15 protein-coding genes and 1 other annotated feature are annotated in these 20735 nt (G+C 61.3%); of the genes, 4 read left to right on the top strand and 11 right to left on the bottom strand.

The window, feature by feature from the left end; all coding sequences use genetic code 11:
- Positions 1–103: 103 nt before the first annotated feature.
- Positions 104–3571: a pyruvate carboxylase gene (pyc, locus tag NA8A_RS13265; RefSeq protein ID WP_009450823.1), complete on the bottom strand. Its 3468-nt coding sequence runs from the start codon at positions 3569–3571 to the stop codon at positions 104–106.
- Positions 3572–3961: 390 nt separating this feature from the next.
- Between pyc and NA8A_RS13260 the strand changes: the two genes are divergently transcribed.
- Together NA8A_RS13260 and NA8A_RS13255 are read left to right on the top strand one after the other, a co-directional pair.
- Positions 3962–5389, top strand: a complete 1428-nt coding sequence (locus NA8A_RS13260; protein WP_009450822.1) for an MATE family efflux transporter — start codon at positions 3962–3964, stop codon at positions 5387–5389.
- A gap of 4 nt (positions 5390–5393) precedes the next feature.
- Complete coding sequence (locus tag NA8A_RS13255; protein WP_240532787.1) at positions 5394–5825, top strand: glyoxalase superfamily protein; 432 nt, start codon at positions 5394–5396, stop codon at positions 5823–5825.
- Between the two features lie 67 nt (positions 5826–5892).
- Here the strand turns inward: NA8A_RS13255 and NA8A_RS13250 are convergent, their stop codons facing one another.
- The 7 genes from NA8A_RS13250 to NA8A_RS13220 form a co-directional block, all read right to left on the bottom strand.
- On the bottom strand, positions 5893–6993 hold the full coding sequence (locus tag NA8A_RS13250) for a branched-chain amino acid ABC transporter substrate-binding protein (RefSeq protein ID WP_040672599.1): 1101 nt from the start codon (positions 6991–6993) through the stop codon (positions 5893–5895).
- Between the two features lie 157 nt (positions 6994–7150).
- Positions 7151–7507, bottom strand: a complete 357-nt coding sequence (locus tag NA8A_RS13245) for a DUF6867 family protein (protein ID WP_009450819.1) — start codon at positions 7505–7507, stop codon at positions 7151–7153.
- On the bottom strand, positions 7507–8241 hold the full coding sequence (locus NA8A_RS13240) for an ABC transporter ATP-binding protein (protein WP_040672566.1): 735 nt from the start codon (positions 8239–8241) through the stop codon (positions 7507–7509). The genes NA8A_RS13245 and NA8A_RS13240 overlap by 1 nt, the downstream gene beginning before the upstream one ends.
- Positions 8238–10007 carry an ATP-binding cassette domain-containing protein gene (locus NA8A_RS13235; RefSeq protein ID WP_009450817.1) on the bottom strand — a complete coding sequence of 590 codons (1770 nt, stop codon included), beginning with the start codon at positions 10005–10007 and terminating at the stop codon, positions 8238–8240. Before NA8A_RS13235 ends, NA8A_RS13240 begins: the two co-directional genes overlap by 4 nt.
- Positions 10007–11446 carry a high-affinity branched-chain amino acid ABC transporter permease LivM gene (gene livM / locus NA8A_RS13230; RefSeq protein ID WP_009450816.1) on the bottom strand — a complete coding sequence of 480 codons (1440 nt, stop codon included), beginning with the start codon at positions 11444–11446 and terminating at the stop codon, positions 10007–10009. Before livM ends, NA8A_RS13235 begins: the two co-directional genes overlap by 1 nt.
- Positions 11446–12375, bottom strand: coding sequence for an ABC transporter permease subunit (locus NA8A_RS13225; RefSeq protein WP_009450815.1), 930 nt, complete (start codon positions 12373–12375; stop codon positions 11446–11448). The genes livM and NA8A_RS13225 overlap by 1 nt, the downstream gene beginning before the upstream one ends.
- A 371-nt stretch (positions 12376–12746) precedes the next feature.
- Complete coding sequence (locus NA8A_RS13220; RefSeq protein WP_009450814.1) at positions 12747–14243, bottom strand: CoA-acylating methylmalonate-semialdehyde dehydrogenase; 1497 nt, start codon at positions 14241–14243, stop codon at positions 12747–12749.
- A 159-nt stretch (positions 14244–14402) separates the two neighbouring features.
- Here NA8A_RS13220 and NA8A_RS13215 point away from each other — a divergent pair, with 159 nt between their 5' ends.
- Together NA8A_RS13215 and NA8A_RS13210 are read left to right on the top strand one after the other, a co-directional pair.
- Entirely contained in the window at positions 14403–15284 is an 882-nt protein-coding gene (locus NA8A_RS13215) for a LysR family transcriptional regulator (protein WP_009450813.1), read from the top strand.
- 90 nt (positions 15285–15374) lie between these two features.
- On the top strand, positions 15375–16934 hold the full coding sequence (locus NA8A_RS13210) for a serine hydrolase (protein ID WP_040672597.1): 1560 nt from the start codon (positions 15375–15377) through the stop codon (positions 16932–16934).
- A gap of 15 nt (positions 16935–16949) precedes the next feature.
- Here the strand turns inward: NA8A_RS13210 and NA8A_RS13205 are convergent, their stop codons facing one another.
- From NA8A_RS13205 to NA8A_RS13195, 3 genes are all read right to left on the bottom strand, one after another.
- Complete coding sequence (locus NA8A_RS13205; RefSeq protein WP_009450811.1) at positions 16950–18116, bottom strand: diphosphate--fructose-6-phosphate 1-phosphotransferase; 1167 nt, start codon at positions 18114–18116, stop codon at positions 16950–16952.
- 90 nt (positions 18117–18206) lie between these two features.
- The gene (locus tag NA8A_RS13200; protein WP_202802948.1) at positions 18207–19061 is read right to left on the bottom strand and encodes a universal stress protein; all 855 of its coding nucleotides are present in this window, start codon (positions 19059–19061) and stop codon (positions 18207–18209) included.
- Positions 19061–20545, bottom strand: coding sequence for a SulP family inorganic anion transporter (locus NA8A_RS13195; protein WP_009450809.1), 1485 nt, complete (start codon positions 20543–20545; stop codon positions 19061–19063). The genes NA8A_RS13200 and NA8A_RS13195 overlap by 1 nt, the downstream gene beginning before the upstream one ends.
- Positions 20546–20615: 70 nt before the next feature.
- Positions 20616–20671 (bottom strand) — a sequence feature (sul1 is cis-regulatory element that is thought to sense ions involved in sulfur or methionine metabolism; They are found in Alphaproteobacteria).
- Between the last annotated feature and the right edge of the window lie 64 nt (positions 20672–20735).

The raw sequence follows: 20735 nt of genomic DNA, 5'->3' as shown, positions 1-20735 counted from the left end.
CCCCAGAATAACCTATGATTGTAGCTCAGGCAGCAAGCCACAACTTCAGGATCGCAGGCTTTGACCACGGGGCGGCACTGCAGCCGCCCCAAAGCCTGACAATCTATTCGCCGTTTTCGAACACCACGAGCAGGTCTTTCGCGTCGATCTGGTCTCCGGCCTTCACCAAAACTTCGGCAATGATCCCGTCGCGTTCTGCATGAAGCGCGGTCTCCATTTTCATGGCTTCGATGGAAAGCAGCACATCGCCCGCCTGCACGCTCTGCCCCGGAGCAACGCCGAGCGTGGAAACCACCCCCGGCATGGGAGCCCCCACATGCGCTTCATTGCCCGGCTCCGCCTTGCGTCGGGCGGCTGTGGCCGAAGCACCATGCGCCCGGTCCGGCACCTTGACGCGGCGGGGCTGGCCGTTGAGTTCGAAGAACACCGTCACCATGCCCTTTTCGTCGACCTCGCCCACGGCAAGGCAGCGGATCACCAGTGTCTTGCCGCGCTCGATCTCGACGAAAATCTCATCCTCGGGCTCCATTCCGTAGAAATAGACCGGCGTCGGCAAAACGCTGACCGGACCGTAATTTTCCGAAGCCGTCGCGAAATCGGTGAACACTTTCGGGTACATCAGCCATGCGGAGAACTCGAACTCGCTGACCTTGCGGCCGAGCTTCTCCTCGAGCCCTGACCGATCCTTGCCAAGGTCGGCAGCTTCCAGAAGCGAGCCGGGGCGTACGGTGATGGGCTTTGCGCCCTTCAGCGCCTTCTTCTGCAAGCCTGTGGGCCAGCCGGCAGGCGGCTGCCCCAGATCGCCCCGCAACATGGAGACGACGGATTCCGGGAAAGCGATATCCTTCTCCGGGTTCTCCACGTCTGCAACCGTGAGGTCCTGCGAGACCATCATCAGCGCCATATCGCCGACCACCTTGGACGAAGGCGTGACCTTCACGATGTCGCCGAACATCATGTTCACGTCGTGATAGGCGCGCGCCACCTCGTGCCAGCGCGTTTCCAGGCCAAGCGAACGCGCTTGCTCCTTCAAATTGGTGAACTGGCCACCCGGCATCTCGTGCAGGTAAACCTCGGAAGCGGGTCCCTTCAAATCGCTCTCGAAGGCGGCATACTGGTTGCGCACGGCTTCCCAGTAGAAGGAGATGCGACGCACCCACTCGCGGTCGAGGCCGGTGTCGCGCTCATCGCCCTTCAGCGCCTCGACGATGGAGCCAAGGCAGGGCTGCGAGGTGTTGCCCGAAAGGGCATCCATCGCCGCATCCACGGCATCCACGCCGCTCTCCACCGCAGCCAGAACCGTGGCCGCAGAAATGCCTGACGTGTCATGCGTGTGGAAATGAAGCGGCAGATCGGTGGCTTCCCGCAGCGCCTTGAAGAGCGCCCTTGCCGCCGCCGGCTTCAGAAGCCCTGCCATATCCTTGATGGCGATGATATGCGCCCCTGCCGCCTCCAGTTCCTTGGCGAGGCCCACATAATATTTCAGGTCATACTTGGCGCGATCCGGATCGAGAATATCGCCCGTATAGCACATGACCGCTTCGCACAGCTTGCCTTCGGCACCGACCGCGTCCATGGCCACACGCATGTTCTCCACCCAGTTCAGGCAGTCGAACACGCGGAAGAGGTCTATGCCGCCGGCGGCAGCCTGCTTGACGAAATGCTGCACCACATTATCGGGATAATTGGTGTAGCCGACGCCATTGGCCCCGCGCAGAAGCATCTGCAACAGCAGGTTCGGCGCCCCTTCGCGAATAACGGAAAGGCGTTCCCACGGATCTTCCGTGAGAAAGCGCATGGAGACGTCGAATGTCGCACCGCCCCAGCATTCGAGCGACAGCAATTCCGGCAGGGCACGCGCATAGACGCCGGCAATGCGTGCCATGTCGAAGGTTCGCATGCGGGTCGCCAGAAGCGACTGATGACCGTCGCGCATGGTCGTGTCAGTGATGAGTGTGCGCTTTTCGGCGCGCATCCATTTGGCGAAGCCCTCCGGACCGAGCGCGTCGAGCCTCTGCTTCGTGCCATCGGGGATAGGCGCTTCAAGATAAGGCACACGCGGGGCTGCCGCTTCTGCATTCGGCTTGGCGCGACCGCGTGCCTCGGGATGCCCGTTCACGGTCACATCCGCAAGATAGTTGAGCAGCTTCGTTGCCCGGTCGCGCCGCTTCACCTGCGTGAAGAGTTCCGGTGTCTCGTCGATAAAGCGCGTCGTATAGGACGCATTGCGGAATTTGGGATGGCTGATGATCGCCTCAAGGAAGGTGAGGTTCGTCGCCACGCCGCGAATACGGAATTCGCGTAAAGCGCGATCCATCCGTGCGATGGCCTCTTCTGCTGTCGGCGCCCAGGCCGTCACCTTTTCGAGCAGCGGGTCGTAGAAACGGGTGATCACCGCGCCTGAATAGGCCGTGCCGCCATCGAGGCGGATGCCAAAGCCCGTGGCGCCGCGATAGGCGGTGATGCGGCCGTAGTCCGGAATGAAATTCTGTTCCGGGTCTTCTGTGGTGATACGGCATTGAAGCGCGGCGCCATTGAGCCGAATATCGGCCTGGGCGGGAACGCCAGAGGCCCCGTCACCGATCTTCTCGCCCTCGAGGATATGAATCTGCGCCTTCACGATGTCGACGCCGGTCACCTCCTCGGTAACCGTGTGCTCGACCTGGATGCGCGGGTTGACCTCGATGAAGTAGAAAGCGCCCGTATCGGCGTCCATCAGGAATTCGACGGTTCCCGCACCGATATAGTTCGTCGCCTCAGCGATCTTCAGCGCATAACCGCAAAGCTCGGCACGCTTGGCATCATCCAGATAAGGGGCTGGTGCGCGCTCGACCACTTTCTGGTTGCGCCGCTGGATGGAGCAATCACGCTCGAACAGGTGCACGGCGTTGCCATGCGTATCGCCCAGCACCTGCACTTCCACATGGCGGGCCCGCTCGACCAGCTTCTCCAGATAGACCTCGTCCTTGCCGAAGGCAGCCTTTGCCTCACGTTTGGCTTCCGTCACCTCGCCGGCAAGATCCTTTGCGCTGCGGATGACGCGCATGCCGCGCCCGCCGCCGCCCCATGAAGCCTTGAGCATGACCGGGAAGCCGACGGCCTCCGCCATCTCGGCGACCTTCGCCATATCGTCAGGCAAAGGTTCCGTCGCAGGCACGACCGGCACCCCGACCTCGACGGCAAGATTGCGCGCAGCGACCTTGTTCCCGAGCCTGCGCATGGTCTCGGGCTTGGGGCCAATGAAGGTGATGCCATTTTGCGCGCAGGCTTCGGCAAATTCCGGACTCTCGGACAACAGGCCGTAGCCCGGATGAATAGCATCGGCGCCGGAGAGCTTGGCAACGCGGATCACCTCCTCGATCGAGAGATAGCTCTCGATCGGGCCGAGATCGCGCTCAAGATGCGGCCCGCGGCCCACCTGATAAGATTCGTCCGCTTTGAACCGATGGAGCGAATATTTGTCCTCTTCCGCCCAGATCGCCACCGTTCGAATGCCCAGCTCATTGGCCGCGCGGAACACGCGGATAGCGATTTCAGAACGATTGGCGACAAGGATCTTCTTGATTTGCACTGGCAAAACTCCGGGAAGAGGGCTGGATGCGATGGGATGCCGCCATGGCACGCTCCCGACAGGCCCGCGCCAAAACGACGCGCCATGATTAGCGCGCTCCGTGCTGCAGTGCAAACGCCGTTGACGTTGGGGTAAACCAAAGACCTCCGGGGTCCTCGCTCCTGAAGCGGCGCAGCACAATGCTTTGCTGCACCGCATCCACCCGGTTGACGGCGCTGTATCATCCGTATATCGAACCCGCCTGGTTTCAGGCACCTGCCGCTCGCGGACCGTATGGTCACGGTGAAGTCCTGCTTCGACGACAAGCCCTCCCCTTCACGCATCCCGTGCAGGTGGCAATGCGAGCCCCATCATCCTCCGCCACGGAATGCAAGAAGCGAGGAGCGCAAGATGTCGTCGCACATCGAAGCCGCAAATCCATTCACGCATGGTTCGCTTGGCGCCGTTTACGCCAGAACCGCCTTGCCCATCGTCTTCGTGATGAGCATGAACGGACTGCTTGCAGTCGTCGATGCCGTTTTTCTGGGCGTTTACGTCGGTCCCGACGCGCTGGGCGCCGTCACATTGATGTTTCCGCTCTATATGCTGATCGTCGCGCTTGCCTCCCTGGTGGCAAGCGGCATGTCCAGCCTTCTGGCCCGCGATCTGGGCGCCAGGCGCTTTTCCGAAGCGCAAGCGGTGTTTTCAGGCGCGCATGGGCTGGCACTCGCCATCAGCGCCTGTCTCATCGTCCTTTTCCTGTCTTTCGGCGAACGGCTGGTGCTGTTGCTTGCCGATGGGTCCATACCCTTGTCAGAAATGGGCAGATCCTATCTCGGCATCGTCATTTTCCTGTCGCCCGTTCTTTTCGTTCTCGCGATCAACTCCGACGCCCTTCGCAATGAGGGCCGGGTCGGCCTGATGGCTGCGATGAGCCTGCTCGTCTCGCTCGCCAATATCGGTTTCAACTTCGTGCTGATTGTGCTTCTGCATATGGGGGTTGCCGGATCGGCATACGGCACCGTCATGGCGCAGTTTCTTGCCTTGGCGATCATCCTCGCTTTCCGGCTTGTCGGTCAGACAAGACTACGGCCATCCGCATTGCTGCACCACCGCCTGACGGCTTGGTGGCCGCGCATCCTTGCGCTGGGCGCTCCCCAAAGCCTGAATCTGCTCGGGATCGCCCTGGGGTCTGCAACCATCATTACCGCCCTTCAGATTGTCGGGAGCCAGACCTACGAAGCGACGGTTTCGGCCTACGGCGTCATCACGCGCATCATGACCTTCGTCTTCCTGCCGCTCATGGGCCTGAGCCAGGCCCAGCAGTCGATCACGGGAAACAACTATGGTGCAGGGCTGTGGCGCCGGTCAGACGACAGCCTGCGGCTGGGCGTGGCAATCGCCTTTCTCTATTGTGCAACGGTCGAGATCGTCCTGATGAGTTACGCCAATCCGATCGGGCGCCTTTTCGTCGATGACTTAGAGGTCGCAAGCGAAGTCGGGCGCATCATGCCGGTAATGGTCGCAATGTTTTTCGCCACCGGACCATTGTTGATGGTGGCCACCTATTTTCAGGCGATAGGCGATGCTGGACGGGCGGCAATTCTGGGTTTGTCCAAACCCTATCTTTTTGCCATTCCGCTCACCTTCATCCTGCCGCTTGCCTTTGCGGAACCGGGAATATGGATGGCCGGCCCCGCCGCCGAGATGCTGCTACTGGGGCTGACCGCCATCGTTCTGAGGCACACAGCGCGACACCGCAAGCTGGGATGGGGCGTCTTCACCGCACCGTCTGCGGTTCAAGGCGCAGCCACAGCGGATGCATGGGACGGGAGTTGAATGCGTGGATAAAACATTGCCTTCGAACGAGGCCGCAAAGGCGCTGGCAAAACGTCTCAGGCTCAAGCTCCAGGAACAGGGCACATGCATCAGTCATGGGCAATCGCTGGAACTTGTTGCCCACCAGCATGGCTTTCGCGACTGGAACACATTTCGCGCGGCCATCAGCGACCGCCAAGCCGTAGATTGGAAGCCAGGGAACCGGGTGCGCGGGGCTTATCTGTCCCACCCGTTCTTGGCGGAGATCATCGCCGTCGAAGCGCTGCAATCAGGCTGGTTTCGCCTGACGCTCGAACTGGACAAGCCCATTGACGTCGTACGCTCCGAGGATTTCTCGAACCTGCGCAAACGGGTGACGGGCGTGATCGGCCCTGCGGGCAGATCGAAGGAGAAGACCTCGGACGGCTTCCCTCACCTCATCGTCGAAGCACTCTGAAGGCACCCCTCAAAAGCAAACGGCCCGGCGAAAACGCCGGGCCGTCCAAAGAGACGATCGCGAGCGACTACTGCTCGAGATAGTCGTACTTGCCGTCTTTCCACTCGTAGAAGACATAGCCGGGCAGCGTCACATCACCCTTGTCGTCGAAGGAGAGCTTGCCAAGCACGGTGTCGAACTCGCCATCGTCGAGCGCCTTCACCACCGGATCGTAATCGGTGGTCTTTGCGGTCTCGACAGCGGTTTTCCAAGCCTGGATGGCGGCATAGGTGTAGAGCGCATAGCCTTCGGCCGTCTTACCGGCAGCAAGAAGCTTGTCGACCACCGGCTTGGCGATCTCGTTCTTGCGCGGATCGGGCGAGAAGGTCATCAGCGTGCCCTGACCGGCATCGCCGGTGATGGCCCAATACTCGTCGGTGACGAGGGCGTCACCCGAGACGAGCACCGTATCCATGCCTTGCTCACGCATCTGGCGGGCCATGAGGCCGGCTTCCGTGTGATAACCGCCCACATAGAGAACGCCGACGCCTTCCTGCTTCAGCTTGGAGACGAGCGCGCTGTAGTCCTTTTCGCCTGCGGTATAGGCTTCATACATGGCCGGCTTGCCGCCCGCAGCCTCATAGGCAGCCATGGTCGCATCGGCGAGACCCTTGCCGTAGGCGGTCTTGTCGTGGATGAAGGCGACCTTCTTGTCGGGGAATTTCTCGACAAGGAACTTGCCTGCCACATCGCCCTGCTGGTCATCGCGGCCGCAAACGCGGAAGATGCCCGGACCCGGACGATCGTCGGTGAAGGCCGGATTGGTCGAGGCCGGCGATATCTGGATGATGCCTTCCTCGGCATAGACGGCGGAAGCCGGGATAGAGGACCCCGAACAGAAATGGCCCGCCACGAAGACGACGCCCGAACCGGCGAACTGGTTGGCAACCGCAACGGCCTGCTTGGGATCGCAGGCATCATCGCCCACTTCCAGCTTCAGCATTTCGCCGTTCACGCCACCGGCCTCGTTGATGTCGGCGACGGCCTGCTCGGCGCCGGCCTTCATCTGCTCACCGAAAGACGCATACTGGCCCGTCATGGGACCGGCAACGGCAATCGTGATGTCCGCCCATGCGGAACCGGTCATCATCAGGCTGAGTGCTGCGCCAGCCATAAGTGCCTTTTTCATGACTTCTCCCTCAAAAAACACCAGAAGTTCCCTTGGCTCTCCGGAAATGGTGTTCGGTTTTCCGGTTTGGCCCATGCGGGCTCTTGGGCCCGCCTAACTGGCATGAAAGCTCAATTCCAAAGAGAAATAAAGGCTTCACACCGGTTAATCATGAATCTCATTTGCCTTTCCGCTGCCAGCCTAGAGGGCCGCTCCGGTTATATTCAAAACTATATTGCGTCGACATCTGACCGGCTCGTGTCATGCGCTTTCCCACGAAGGCGATAATCAGAAGCGCGATCAGATCGACGATATAGTAGTGCAGCGAAAGCAGCGTGCCGCTGAACAGCGAGAAATGGATGAAACGCGTGGCCGCAGCCAGAAGCACGATGTAGAGGGCGAGCTGCTTGTCGCCCTGCCAGGTTCGGGCCATGGCCCGTCCGGTCAGAAATGCCGCCGCCCCCGCCAGGAGCAGCGTGACGAAGAAAAACTCCCAGAAGGTGACTTCCCAGATGAGCGTGTTCTGATGTTCCATCAGTGCCTCCCGCCTTCGAGGTAGGCCGCCCGCACTTCCTCCTTCTTGAGGAGTTCAGCGCCGGTGCCGCTCATGGTGATGACGCCGTTGACCATGACATAGCCCCGGTGAGCAAGTTTCAGGGCGTGAAAGGCGTTCTGTTCGACGAGGAACACGGTCAGCCCCTCTTTCTCGTTCAGTTCGCGAATGGCATCGAAAATCTGTTTGACGATAAGCGGTGCAAGCCCAAGCGAAGGCTCGTCAAGCAGCAGGAGTTTCGGCCGGCTCATCAGCGCACGCGCGATTGCCAGCATCTGCTGCTCACCGCCTGAAAGCGTACCACCACGCTGGGCGATGCGCTCCTTAAGGCGCGGAAACAGCTTGAAGACCTTTTCGATATCCTTGTCGAAATGATCGGGATCGACAAGCGCCGCGCCCATCTGCAGATTTTCCATCACCGTCATGCGCGGGAAAATACGGCGGCCTTCTGGCGACTGAGCGATGCCGTGGCTCACGATCTCATGCGTCGGCATCTGGGTGATGTCCATTCCGTCGTAGACGATCCGCCCCTTGCGGGCGCGGGGATCACCGCAAATGGTCATCATCAGCGTTGACTTGCCAGCGCCATTGGCACCGATCAGCGTGACGATCTCACCCCGATGCACATCCATGTCGACGCCCCGCAGGGCAACGATATTGCCGTAATAGGTTTCGACGCCGCGTACGGCGAGCAATAGTTCAGCCGCGCCGCTCATGCCTTGCCTCCCTTACCGGTGGCTTTCCTGGATCCGGTCGAAGGTTTGGGCTGCGCCCCGCGCTTGCCTGGAACACTGGTGGGCACATCGCCCCTATCCACGCGCTTGGAGAACTCGGTCTCTCCACCCTTTGCCAGGACCTTCGCCTGTTTCACCCATTCCTCCCGGTCGATACGACCCGGGAAGGAAAGATAGGCCCCGACCCATTCGATCTCCGCCTTCTTCCAGGCGGCAATCTGGTCGAAATGCCAGATGCCGAGAGCGTTGAGCTTCTTCTCGTTGGCCGGCCCGATACCCTTGACGCGCGTCAGGTTGTTGGCCCCGCCCGCCCGTGGCTTCTTCGTGCCGTGCGGTTGCTGGCCGGGATAATTTCCGGCATCGGCAATCTTGATTTCGCTCGCAGCCGGCGCAGCCACCTTTGCCTTGGCGGCCGGTTTGGCCCGCGCGGTTCCGGAAGCGCTCTTTGCGGGCTTCTCGGCTTTTATCTGAGCAGCCGTACTTTTAGTGGCCTTGCTCGCGGCAGCGGGCTTCACCGTTGTCGCGGTTGCCGAAGTTCCCGTCGGCTTGGCCGCACTCACCCTGGATGCCGGCTTGCGGGCGGCCGGTTTGGCCTTTGCCGTGCCTGTATCGAGCAGCCCTTGCGGCACCGGCTCAGCTTTTGATGCCGCCGGCACTTTCGCTCCGCGAGAACTTGTCTTCTTCGCCGCCGGTGTCTTTCCGGAGGCCTTGCCCGAGCCGGCTTTGGCCGCAGGCTTCCTGCTGGAAGCGGAAGACTTCCCGGCCTTGGTCGTATCGGCTTCTTCGACCACTTTCTCCACGTCTTCGAGGACTTCCGGCATGTCGATCTCGGATTCCTCGTCAACGCCGAGATAAGCGGCAATAACCTTGGGATCCGACTTCACGAAATCCGCCGAACCGTCGGAAATTTTCACCCCGTAGTCGAGAACCACGACATGGTCGGAAATCTCCATCACCACACCCATGTCGTGTTCGATCAGAAGCACGGAAACATTGTGCTCGTCACGGATGTATTTCAGGAGCCCGTTGAGCTCCGCCGACTCGCGTGGATTGAGACCAGCGGCAGGCTCGTCGAGACACAGAAGCTGCGGCCCGATGCACATGGCGCGGGCAATTTCCAGCCGGCGCTGGTCGCCGTAAGGCAGGTCTGCGGCCGGGTCGTCGGCGCGTTCCACCAGATTGGTGCGCTCCAGCCAGTAGATGGCCTTGTCGATGGCCTCTTTCTGTGCGTTGCGATAGCTCGGAAGCCCGAGAATGCCGCCTATGGAAAAGCCGGAAGCCACCATCAGCGGATTGTGCTGCGCCACCAGAAGGTTTTCGAGCACCGTCATACCGCCGAAAAGGCGAATGTTCTGGAAGGTGCGGGCCACCTTGGCCTTATGCGATATTTCATGATCGGGCATGCGCTCAAGCAGGAACACCGCGCCCTTGTCCGAGGACTTCCAGCGCAGCCCGCTGGCTGTCACCTCGTCCACGGCTTCATCTTGCCGGCCCGGACCATGGCGCATGACGACACGCCCCTCGGTCGGTTTGTAGAAACCGGTCACGCAGTTGAAGACGGTCGTCTTGCCGGCGCCGTTCGGCCCGATCAGGGCCGTGATGTCGCCGCGCCCCACCTCAAAGGAGAGGTCCCCGACAGCCACGAGGCCGCCAAAGCGCATGGTGAGATGCTGGACGCTGAGAACGGGATCGCGCTCCCAGTTCGGCGCCGTTTGATCGATGGTTTTCATGGTTGTTTCGGCGTTCATCAGTGTCCCTCACCCTGAGCCACCATATCGGCGCCAATACGCTTCTTCTCCTTGTAGACGGCGGAAGGCTCACGCGTCGAAACCAGGCCGCGCGGCTTCCAAACCATGATGAGAACCATGGCGAGGCCGAAAATGAGCATGCGGTATTGCACCGGATCGAAGCCGGAACCGAACACCTGCTGGAGGAAGCCGAGATTACGCAGAAGCTCGATGCCGCCGATCATGACGACGGAGGCGATCACAACGCCGATCTGCGAGCCAAGACCGCCCAGAACCACGATAGCCAGGATGATCGCCGACTCCAGGAAGGTGAAGCTCTCGGGCGAGATGAACCCCTGCCGCGTGGCGAAGAACGAGCCGGCGAACCCGCCGAACATCGCGCCGATGGCAAAGGCCGTGAGCTTGGTGTTGCGCGTGTTGATGCCGAGCGAGCGGCAGGCGATCTCATCCTCGCGCAGAGCCTCCCAGGCACGCCCGATAGGCAGGCGGCGCAGGCGCATCGTCACCAGATTGGTGATCAGCGCAAGGGCAAGGATGATGTAATAGAGAAAGATGAAGCGATGGATGGGATCATAGGCGATGCCGAAGAAATCGGCGAACCCGCCCTCGCCCCGCTTCAGTTCGAGACCGAAGAATGTCGGCTTGGGAATGCCCGAAATGCCATCCGGTCCTTTCGTGAACTCATACCAGTTCAACAGCACCACACGGATGATCTCACCGAAGGCAAGCGTCACGATGGCGAGATAATCACCGCGCAGGCGCAGCACCGGAAAACCGAGGATCATGCCCCAGGTCGCGGCAAGCAGGCCCGCCAGCGGCAGCGCCAGCCAGAAGCCGAAATCCAGATACTGGGCAAGAAGCGCGAACGAATAGGCTCCCACCGCATAGAAGGCGACGTAGCCGAGATCGAGCAGGCCCGCGAGCCCCACAACGATGTTCAGGCCCCAACCCAGCATGATGTAGGTCATGATCAGGATAGCGAGGTCGATGAATTGCCGGTCCTTGCCGGGGAAGAAGGTGGTGAAGAAAAAAGGCAGGATGAGAGCGAAGGCCAGGAGCGCATATTTCAGCGTCTTGCTCACCGTCTCGGACATGCCGCCGCTGCCGGTCTTCACCCGCCGCGTAATCGGCTTGTCGGTCTTCCAGACGAAGATATTGAGCAGAAGGCGGCCGGCGAAGACGACGAGGATCGAAACGATCCACGCGCCCCAGCGCATTCTGAGATCGAGACCGCCCGGCGCGATGTCGGTGCGCACGCCGATGAAGAAGAATCCCAGCACGCCGGCCAGGAAGGCCGCGATCGCCGCGTCTCTGACCGAGGCGGCAAGAGAGTGCGGATTGTTGGCAGGCGCTGGCGGCAGACGATGAGCCTCCGCTTCGGCCTGGGCCCCAACGGGCGTCACGTCGGAGGTGGGTGCGTTGGTGTTAGAGGCAGCCATCAGACCTTCTCCACTTCCGGTTGGCCAAGCAGGCCGGAGGGCAGGAATATGAGCACGATGGCCAGGATCGAGAAGGCCGCAACGTCCTTGTATTCCACGGAGAAGTATCCGGACCAGAACACTTCGATCAGGCCGATCAACAGCCCGCCGAGCATGGCGCCCGGCAGAGAACCGATGCCGCCCAGAACGGCCGCGGTAAAGGCCTTAACGCCTGCCAGAAAGCCGATGTAGAAGTCGATCACACCGTAAAGCAGCAGGAACATCAGACCAGCCACCGAGGCAAGCGCCGCCCCCATGACGAAGGTCAGCGAGATGGTACGGTCGACATTGATGCCGAGCAGCGCCGCCATTTTGCGGTCCTGTTCGCAGGCGCGCTGTGCCCGGCCGAGCGGCGTACGCGAGATCAGCATGGTGAAGCCGACCATCAGCACGATGGTGCTCAGGATGATGATCATCTGCATGTAGGACATCTGAACGACGATGGTGCCGGCTTCCGTGGAGCCTTCCATCAGCGTGACGCCGCCCTGAATCTGCGGCGGCAGCGGCTTGACGCGCGCGCCCTGCGTGATCTGGACAAAGTTTTGCAGCACGATCGACATGCCGATTGCAGTGATGAGCGGCGCCAGACGGAATGAGCCGCGCAGGGGCCGGTAGGCCAGGCGCTCCACGGTCCAGCCCCAGGCCGCCGTGAAGAACATCGATATGATCAGGACGATGAGCAGGACCACGGGCAGGAATGTGAAGCCCAGGACCGTCGTCAGGATCAGAAACACCGCCAGCGCGATGAAAGAACCGATCATGAAGATGTCGCCATGGGCGAAGTTGATCATTCCGATGATGCCGTAGACCATCGTATAGCCGATGGCGATCAGCCCGTAGATGGAACCCAGCGTCAGCCCGTTGATAAGCTGCTGGACGAAATATTCCATTTGATATGCAACTCCCCTGAAATGTCGCCACATGGACGCATTTCTTATTGTTCCCCTTCTAGTCGTAGAGAATTGGCGCTCGATTGCAACGCCAAATTTCCCGCGACCGGCTCCGCACAACAGGCCTTGCGCCCTCGTTTATTCTACTGACTGGAGGCTAGCACTCCAGAGTTGCATTGTCATCGCAATGAAGGTCTATTTTTCAGGAATTTTCGTTATTTTACGGCGAAAATTTGCATAATTGTGCAATTATATTGCAATTTTCTTCGAAACAATCGCAGGAAAAAGCGCTTTAGTTATAAAAGAAAAGCGCCCGCATCCAGACCGGATACGGGCGCTTTTGCAAGCTTGGAAATAGGCTTGAAAGCCGGTTATTTCATGGTCGGAATGACGAATTCTGCCCCGTCCTTCACACCCGACGGCCAGCGCGAGGTCACCGTCTTCGTCTTGGTATAGAAGCGGAATGCATCCGGGCCATGCTGGTTGAGATCGCCGAAAGCGGACCCCTTCCATCCTCCGAAAGTATAATACGCGATCGGCACCGGGATCGGCACGTTGACGCCGACCATGCCGACATTCACACGCGCCGCGAAGTCCCGCGCCGCGTCACCGTCCCGAGTGAAGATGGCAACGCCATTGCCATATTCATGATCGTTGGGCAATGCGAGCGCCTCTTCGTAGGTCTCTGCACGCACGACTGAGAGAACCGGGCCGAAGATCTCTTCCTTGTAGATGCGCATGTCACGGGTCACGTTGTCGAACAGGCAGCCACCCATATAGTAGCCGTCTTCATAGCCCTGCATCTTGAAATTGCGGCCGTCGACGAGCAGCTTCGCGCCTTCCTCGACACCCAGATCCACATAGCCTTTCACACGCTCCAGAGCCTGAGCGGTCACCAGCGGACCGAAATCAGCCGAACCGTCGGTGGAAGGACCGACCTTGAGGCTTTCCACGCGCGGGATGAGCTTCTCGACGAGGCGGTCCGCCGTCTCCTTGCCCACCGGTACAGCAACCGAAACAGCCATGCAACGTTCGCCGGCAGATCCGTAGCCCGCACCGATCAGCGCATCCACCGTCTGGTCCATGTCCGCATCGGGCATGATGATGAGGTGGTTCTTGGCGCCGCCGAAGCACTGGGCGCGCTTGCCCGTCGCCGTGGCGCGGCTGTAGATATACTGGGCAATCGGCGTGGAACCGACGAAACCCACCGCCTTGATATCCGGATCGTCCAGAATGGCATCGACGGCTTCCTTGTCGCCATTGACGACGTTCAGGATACCTGCCGGCAGCCCCGCTTCGAGGAACAGCTCGGCGATGCGCATCGGCACGCCCGGATCGCGCTCGGAAGGCTTCAGGATGAAAGCATTGCCGCAGGCGATCGCCGGAGCGATCTTCCACAGCGGGATCATGGCCGGGAAGTTGAACGGCGTGATGCCGGCAACGACGCCGAGCGGCTGGCGCATCGAGTAGACATCAATGCCTGGGCCGGCGCCCTCGGTGAACTCGCCCTTCATCATGTGCGGCGCACCGATGCAGACCTCGACCACTTCCAGGCCGCGCTGAATGTCGCCTTTGGCGTCCGGAACGGTCTTGCCATGCTCGCGGGCAAGCAGTTCGGCAAGCGCATCGTATTCCTTGTGCACCAGCTCCAGGAACTTCATCAGGACGCGTACGCGGCGCTGCGGGTTCGTGGCAGCCCATGCAGGCTGCGCGGCCTTGGCATTCTCCACGGCAGCGCGCATTTCGGCAGCACTTGCCAGCGCCACTTTTGCGCGGACCGTGCCGTCCATCGGCTGCATCACATCCTGGTCGCGTCCGCTCTTGCCGGCGACGTGCTTGCCGCCGATAAAATGACCGTATTCCTCCATGAGGCGTCTCCCTGACTAGACTTTTTGGGACTGAAATCCAGTGTATTGTCACGCTTCCTGCCCCTCTTGGCAACGCGAGGCAAAAAGCAACCGTTGTGCAAAAATTAAAGTCATCATAAAATAGTGAGTGCGAAAATTGCTCAACCGGAGGCGGTAGGCATGAATTGGGACGACGTGCGCATCTTTCTGGCTGTAGCGCGGGCGGGGCAGATCCTCGGCGCGGCGCGACGACTGGAGCTCAACCATGCAACCGTATCGCGCCGGGTAGCAGCCCTTGAAGAGGCTGTGGGAGCGAAGCTGTTTCACCGGCTCACCACCGGCACGGAGCTGACGGCGGCGGGCGAGCAATTGCTGGCCACCGCCGAACGCATGGAAGCGGACATGATTGCCGCCCGCGCCGAAATCGCCGGCGAAAGCGAGGAGATCACGGGAACCATCCGGATCGGCGCACCCGACGGTTTCGGCGTGACCTTTCTCGCCCCTCGCCTCGGCGCGATGACGGCGCGGCATCCCGGTCTCTCAGTCCAGCTCGTTCCCGTACCGCGTTCCTTTTCCCTGTCTCGCCGGGAGGCCGATATCGCCATAACGGTGGACCGCCCCACGGAAGGCCGCCTGGTGGCTGCCAAGCTGGTGGATTACACCCTCAGCCTCTACGCCTCGAAGGCCTATGCAGCCGAACGCGGCTTGCCTTCCGGCCCCGCCGCGCTCAACGAGCACAAGCTGGTCGGCTACGTCCCCGATCTGGTTTTCAGCCCCACCCTCGATTACGGCACGGAGATCTGGGAGAACTGGCGCGCCGATTTTGCCGTATCCTCCGCCATGGGCCAGGTGGAGGCGGTGCGTGCCGGCACCGGTATCGGCATCCTGCATACCTTCATCGCTCGCCCCCATGACGATCTCGTTCCCATCGCCTGGGCTAAGCCCATCCGCCGCGCCTACTGGATCGTCTATCACGAATCCATGCGCCCGACGCGTCGCGTCCAGGCCGCCGCCGCCTTCATCGGTGAGCTTGTGGAAAAGGAACGGCAGTTATTTGTTTAGCCGGAAGTTCTTCTTTCGCCGGAAGTTCTTCTTTCGTTAGTATGTTTGTCCGAGAACACACCGGACGAAACGACGAACGGAGACACCGCCGTGCCACGCCGCCTGTTTTGCCTGACCGCTGTCCTTGGCATTCTGACCATTTCCGCCCAAGCCGAGGACCTTCCTCCCCCGCCGCAAACGGCCGGCATCGCGATCCCTGACGGGCAGATCGAAAGAGCTGTCGGCGAAGTGGATGCCATTGTCGCCGGCATCATGGAGAGAACGGGAATTCCCGGCCTTGCCGTCGCGGTCGTCAGCAAGGACAAGGTCCTCTTCCTGAAGGGCTATGGCGTGCGCAAGGCCGGCGCGCCCGAAAAGGTGGATGCCGACACGGTGTTCCAGCTCGCCTCCCTGTCGAAATCCATTGGCGCGACCGTCGTTGCCCATGAGGTGGGCGAAGGCGTGGTCCACTGGGACACGCCGATGACGGAGCTGCTGCCCTGGTTCAAGCTCGCCAGCCCGCAGGTGACGGCCCTGCTCACCGTCGGCGATCTCTACGCCCATCGCTCCGGCCTGCCCGACCATGCCGGTGACGATCTGGAAGACCTGGGCTTTTCCCGCCAGCAGATTCTTGAACGCCTTTCGCAGGAACCGCTCAGCGCGTTTCGCACCCACTACGCCTATACCAATTTCGGCCTCACCGCTGCCGCGCAGGCGGTTGCCGAAGCTGCAGGCACCGACTGGGACAGCCTCAGCGCAGAGGTGCTCTACAAGCCGCTCGGCATGGAAAGCACCTCATCGCGCTTTTCCGATTTCATGGCGCGGGAAAACCGGGCCTATCCGCATGTGCGCATTGGCGACGCCTGGGATTCGGTGTTCCAGCGCAAACCCGATGCGCAGACTCCGGCAGGCGGCGTCAGCTCCAGCGCGGCCGACATGGCCCGGTGGATGCAGATGGTGCTCGGCATGGGCGAATACGAAGGCAAACGCATCGTGGCCGCCGAAGCACTTCTTCCCGCATTGAGCCCGCAGGCCGTCTCTTCTCGCCCCTATGCCCCAGACGCCCGCGCGGGCTTTTATGGGTATGGTTTTGGAGTGGGTGTCTCACCAGCCGGGCGCGTCATGATCAGCCATTCCGGCGGCTTCCTTCTCGGCGCGGGCACCAATTACGTACTGCTGCCCTCTGCCGATATCGGCATCGCGGTCCTGACGAATGCCCAGCCCATCGGTGCTGCCGAAGCGGTCGGCATGAGCTTCATGGACATGGTGCAATATGGCAAAATACGCCGCGACTGGCTTCCCATGTACGGCGAACTGATGAAGCCGGCATTCCAGCCCGTCGGCAAACATGCGGGCGAGGAAGCCCCTGACGCCACCACACCGCCCCGGCCACTTGCCGACTATTCCGGGACCTACGCCAATGCCTATTTCGGCGACCTGACGGTGAAGCCGTCGGGCGAGAGCCTCGTCATGCAACTGAAGGACAGTGGGGCCAGCTTCAGCCTGGAGCACTGGACAGGTGATGAATTCGTCTTCCGTCCGCAGAACGAGAACGCACCGGAAGGCTCCATCTCCTCCGTGTTTTTCCAGATCGGCGAAGGCGGCAAACCCGAACGAGTGAGCGTGGAGTACTTCAATGAAAGCGGGAACGGCGACTTCACACGCCGATAACCGCGCCGGCGGGCTTCACACGAAGGGCTTGGCCGGATCGTAGCGGCGCGGCAGGAGGCGGTTGAAATAGGCCAGCCCCTCCTGCGAGATACGACTTTCGTGAACATGCATGAAACGATCGGGCATTTCGCGTGTCTTGCCCGCCACTGCATCGAGCTCGACGAGCTTGCAGACCGTCCGCTCTCCGTCGAATTGCAGGGCCACCGAACCATGTCCCTGTTCCAGGGAGGCAACGGCGAAGGCGCCCGCGGCATAGGCCTCGCGCGCATCGGTATCATTGATGGTCGCGATATTGCCGCGTGGCAGATAGCCGAACGTATCCACGCGGGCGCGCCTGCCCGGCAGGTCCTCCGCCAGAATGCGCTCGATGGCCTGCCCAAGATCGCTGCCTGAAAGCTTCAGATTGCCGTGCGCGTCGCGCTCCTGCATTTCGCGCGGCACCAGCGTCTCCACCAGGGAGCGGCCTTCGGCATCAGTCACCCCTTCGGACATGGCGACGATGCAGCGCCCATATTGATGAAAGACCGATTTGACGTCCTCGACGAAGCGTTCGCGCGAAAAGGCCCGCTCGGGCACATAGATCAGATGCGGCCCGCCTTCCTCGTCCAGCGACCACGCCGCAGCTGACGCCGTCAAGAACCCCGCATGACGCCCCATGACGATGCCCACATAGATGCCCGGCAAGGCGCGAAAATCGAGATCGATGCTGAGGAACGCGCCCGCCACCATCTCCGCCGCCGATATGAAGCCCGGCGTGTGATCGTTTTCCATGAGATCGTTGTCGATGGTCTTGGGCGCATGCAGGAAGGTGATGCCTCCACCGCTCGCGTCGCGCAGGATCGCCTGCGTGCCGGACGTGTCGTTTCCCCCGATGTTGATGAAGGCGTCCGCACCGGCCCCGCGCAGTCCTCGCATAATCGCCTCGCAATAGGCCTCGTCCGGCTTGTCGCGCGTGGAACCGAGGGCCGCGCTGGGCGTCGCGGCAATTCGCAGCAATTCCTGTTCCGACAGATCGGAAAGCGTGACGAAGCGCCCTTCCCGTATGCCGCGCACACCATGCAGCGCCCCAAGGACGCGCGCGCCCGGATAGCGCTTCATCGTTTCGAGCGCGGCACCTGCGACCGTCTGGTTGATGACGGCCGTTGGCCCGCCTCCCTGCGCGATGACGATGGTCACGGTCATGTCGGCGATCCTCCGTTGACGGGCCTCGCCTAGTCCTAGAGCATTTTGCGGTCAGGTAAAATCACCTGTCGCGGCACAAATGCCGAAGCCCTAACGGAACAACATCACAGGTATCTTGCAGGAGCGCAGCATCTCGGTCGTGGTGGAGCCGATGATGAGGCTGCGAATGCGCGAATGGCCATAGGCGCCCATGACGAGCAGCTCATACCGTTCCGTTTCCACCCGGTCGGCGATTGCCGTCTCGGCTTGCCCGGGAACAACCTTCGTCTCGGCTTCGATGCCACCGGCGGCAAGCACCGCCCTGGCATCGTCCAGACGCCTCACGGCTTCATCCGTTTTCGCGCCCACGGTCAGAAGCGTGACCTCAAGGCCGGCGAAGAGCGGCGAGCGCGCCATCGCATCCACCGCCTTCATGCTGCTGTGTCCGCCATCATAGGCGACCAGCACCCTCTCCACCGGCAGAAAGGCGCGCGATGCCACGAAGACCGGCTTGTTGCTGGAACGCACTGCGCGCTCCAGATTGGACCCCAGATGCAACCGTGCGAAATCTGCCGCCTCGCCCCGCTTGCCGATGACGATCAGCTCGGCTTCCGCCTCCACTTCGGCCATCGTCTCCACGAGATCGCCATTGCGCAACCGGCTGGCCACAGCGTCGATGCCGGCAGCCCGAACCACCGCTTCGCCGTCCTCCAGAATGGCCCGACCCCGCTTCTGCGCAAGCCTTGCTCGCTGCTCGTCGAGTTCGGAAAGCTCTTTCAGAAGTGCACTGCGGGCACCAAGCGCGATGTTGCCCGACAGGTCGGACGGCGCGCTCGCCGTCTCGCGCCGGCCCAGCACATGCACGAGTTCGACACCGGTGTTAAGTCGCCCTGCAATCCATGCCGCGTGCTCGCACACGCTTTGTGCATAGACGGAGCCATCGATGAACGCTGCAATTGTCATGATCAATGCCCCATCAGTTTTTCAAGCGCACCGGGCTTGTCGTGAATGCCGAGCTTGTCGACGATGGTTTCGCTCGCCTCGTTCATGCCGACGATTTCCACTTCCGCCCCGTCACGGCGGAATTTGAGCACGATCATGTCGAGCGCGCCAACACTGGAAATGTCCCAGATATGCGCCCGCGAAACGTCGATGACGACCTTCTCCAGCACCTCCCTGAAGTCGAAGGCTGCATTGAAATCTTCCACCGAGGCGAAGAAGACCTGTCCTTCCACCCGGTAGGTGCGCTGACGGCCATCTTCGGAAAGCGTCGAGGTGACGCGGAAGATTTGCGCGATCTTGCCGGCGAAGAAGATGCCCGACAAAAGCACGCCCACCAGAACGCCGATGGCCAGATTGTGGGTGAAAACCACGCAGGCCACCGTCGCCAGCATGACGATGGAGGAAGACAGCGGATGGCTGCGCAGATTGCGGATCGACGACCAGGAGAAGGTGCCGATCGACACCATGATCATGATCGCTACCAGCGCCGGCATCGGAATCTGGCGCACCCAGTCGCCCAGAAGCACGATCATGATGAGCAGGAAAACGCCCGCAACAAAGCATGAAAGCCGCCCCCGCCCGCCGGATTTCACGTTGATCATGGATTGGCCGATCATCGCACAGCCGGCCATGCCGCCTATGAAGCCGGTCGCAGCATTGGCCAGGCCCTGGCCGATACATTCCTGGTTCTTGTCGCTGCGCGTGTCGGTCAGTTCATCGACCAGCGATGCCGTCATGAGGGATTCGAGCAGGCCGACAGCCGCCACCGCTGCCGAATAGGGAAGGATGATGCGCAGTGTTTCGAAATTGAGCGGAACGTCAGGCAAAAGGAAGGTGGGAAAGGTGGATGGCAATTCGCCCATATCGCCCACCGTGCGCACATCGAGCCCGAAGGCGATGGAGATCGCCGTCAGCACGATGATGCAGATAAGCGGCGAAGGAACGGCCTTTGTCACACGCGGGAAAAGATAGATGATGGCAAGCCCTGCCGCGACCATCACATAGGTGAGGTTGGGCACGCCGATCAACTCGGGCAATTGTGCCATGAAGATGAGGATTGCCAGCGCGTTGACGAAACCGGTCATCACCGAGCGCGACACGAACCGCATGAGCCTGCCGAGCCGCAACAACCCCGCACCGATCTGCAGGAGGCCGGCAAGCACGGTGGCGGCCAGCAGATAATCGAGCCCGTGCTCATTCACCAGCGTGACCATGAGCACGGCTGTGGCCGCCGTCGCGGCCGAGATCATGCCGGGCCGCCCGCCCGCGATTGCGGTTACGACGGCGATGGAGAAGGACGCATAGAGACCGACCTTCGGATCGACCCCCGCGATGATGGAAAAGGCGATGGCCTCTGGAATGAGCGCCAGGGCCACCACGAGGCCCGACAATAGATCGGCGCGCACATTGCCGAACCACTGCTGGCGATAATGGGTAAGCGAGAACATGAAATATCCGGATACGTGGCCGCCGCGCGCAAATCCGAACGCTGCGCACTTTTTGGAACGACACACATGGAGTGAGCCGGCGGATCGGCGGCCGGCAGAGCCACCCGGAGTTTCACCGGGTCCAGAGCGGATGGCGGTCCTTTAACCCGATTGCCTGCCGCAATGCAACATCGCCCGCAACCGGCAACCG

The organism is Nitratireductor indicus C115 (genome assembly GCF_000300515.1).
In the GTDB taxonomy this organism is placed as follows: domain Bacteria; phylum Pseudomonadota; class Alphaproteobacteria; order Rhizobiales; family Rhizobiaceae; genus Nitratireductor; species Nitratireductor indicus.
Note: the sequence above shows the minus strand (reverse complement) of the source record. Positions and strands in the feature narration are given on the sequence as shown.

Bases quoted from the DNA above. Each gene is read 5' to 3' on its own strand.
- NA8A_RS13260 (WP_009450822.1), top strand. From the start codon at position 3,962: ATGTCGTCGCACATCGAAGCCGCAAATCCATTCACGCATGGTTCGCTT.
- NA8A_RS13250 (WP_040672599.1), bottom strand. From the start codon at position 6,993: ATGAAAAAGGCACTTATGGCTGGCGCAGCACTCAGCCTGATGATGACC.
- NA8A_RS13245 (WP_009450819.1), bottom strand. From the start codon at position 7,507: ATGGAACATCAGAACACGCTCATCTGGGAAGTCACCTTCTGGGAGTTT.
- NA8A_RS13240 (WP_040672566.1), bottom strand. From the start codon at position 8,241: ATGAGCGGCGCGGCTGAACTATTGCTCGCCGTACGCGGCGTCGAAACC.
- NA8A_RS13235 (WP_009450817.1), bottom strand. From the start codon at position 10,007: ATGAACGCCGAAACAACCATGAAAACCATCGATCAAACGGCGCCGAAC.
- livM (WP_009450816.1), bottom strand. From the start codon at position 11,446: ATGGCTGCCTCTAACACCAACGCACCCACCTCCGACGTGACGCCCGTT.
- NA8A_RS13225 (WP_009450815.1), bottom strand. From the start codon at position 12,375: ATGGAATATTTCGTCCAGCAGCTTATCAACGGGCTGACGCTGGGTTCC.
- NA8A_RS13220 (WP_009450814.1), bottom strand. From the start codon at position 14,243: ATGGAGGAATACGGTCATTTTATCGGCGGCAAGCACGTCGCCGGCAAG.
- NA8A_RS13215 (WP_009450813.1), top strand. From the start codon at position 14,403: ATGAATTGGGACGACGTGCGCATCTTTCTGGCTGTAGCGCGGGCGGGG.
- NA8A_RS13205 (WP_009450811.1), bottom strand. From the start codon at position 18,116: ATGACCGTGACCATCGTCATCGCGCAGGGAGGCGGGCCAACGGCCGTC.
- NA8A_RS13195 (WP_009450809.1), bottom strand. From the start codon at position 20,545: ATGTTCTCGCTTACCCATTATCGCCAGCAGTGGTTCGGCAATGTGCGC.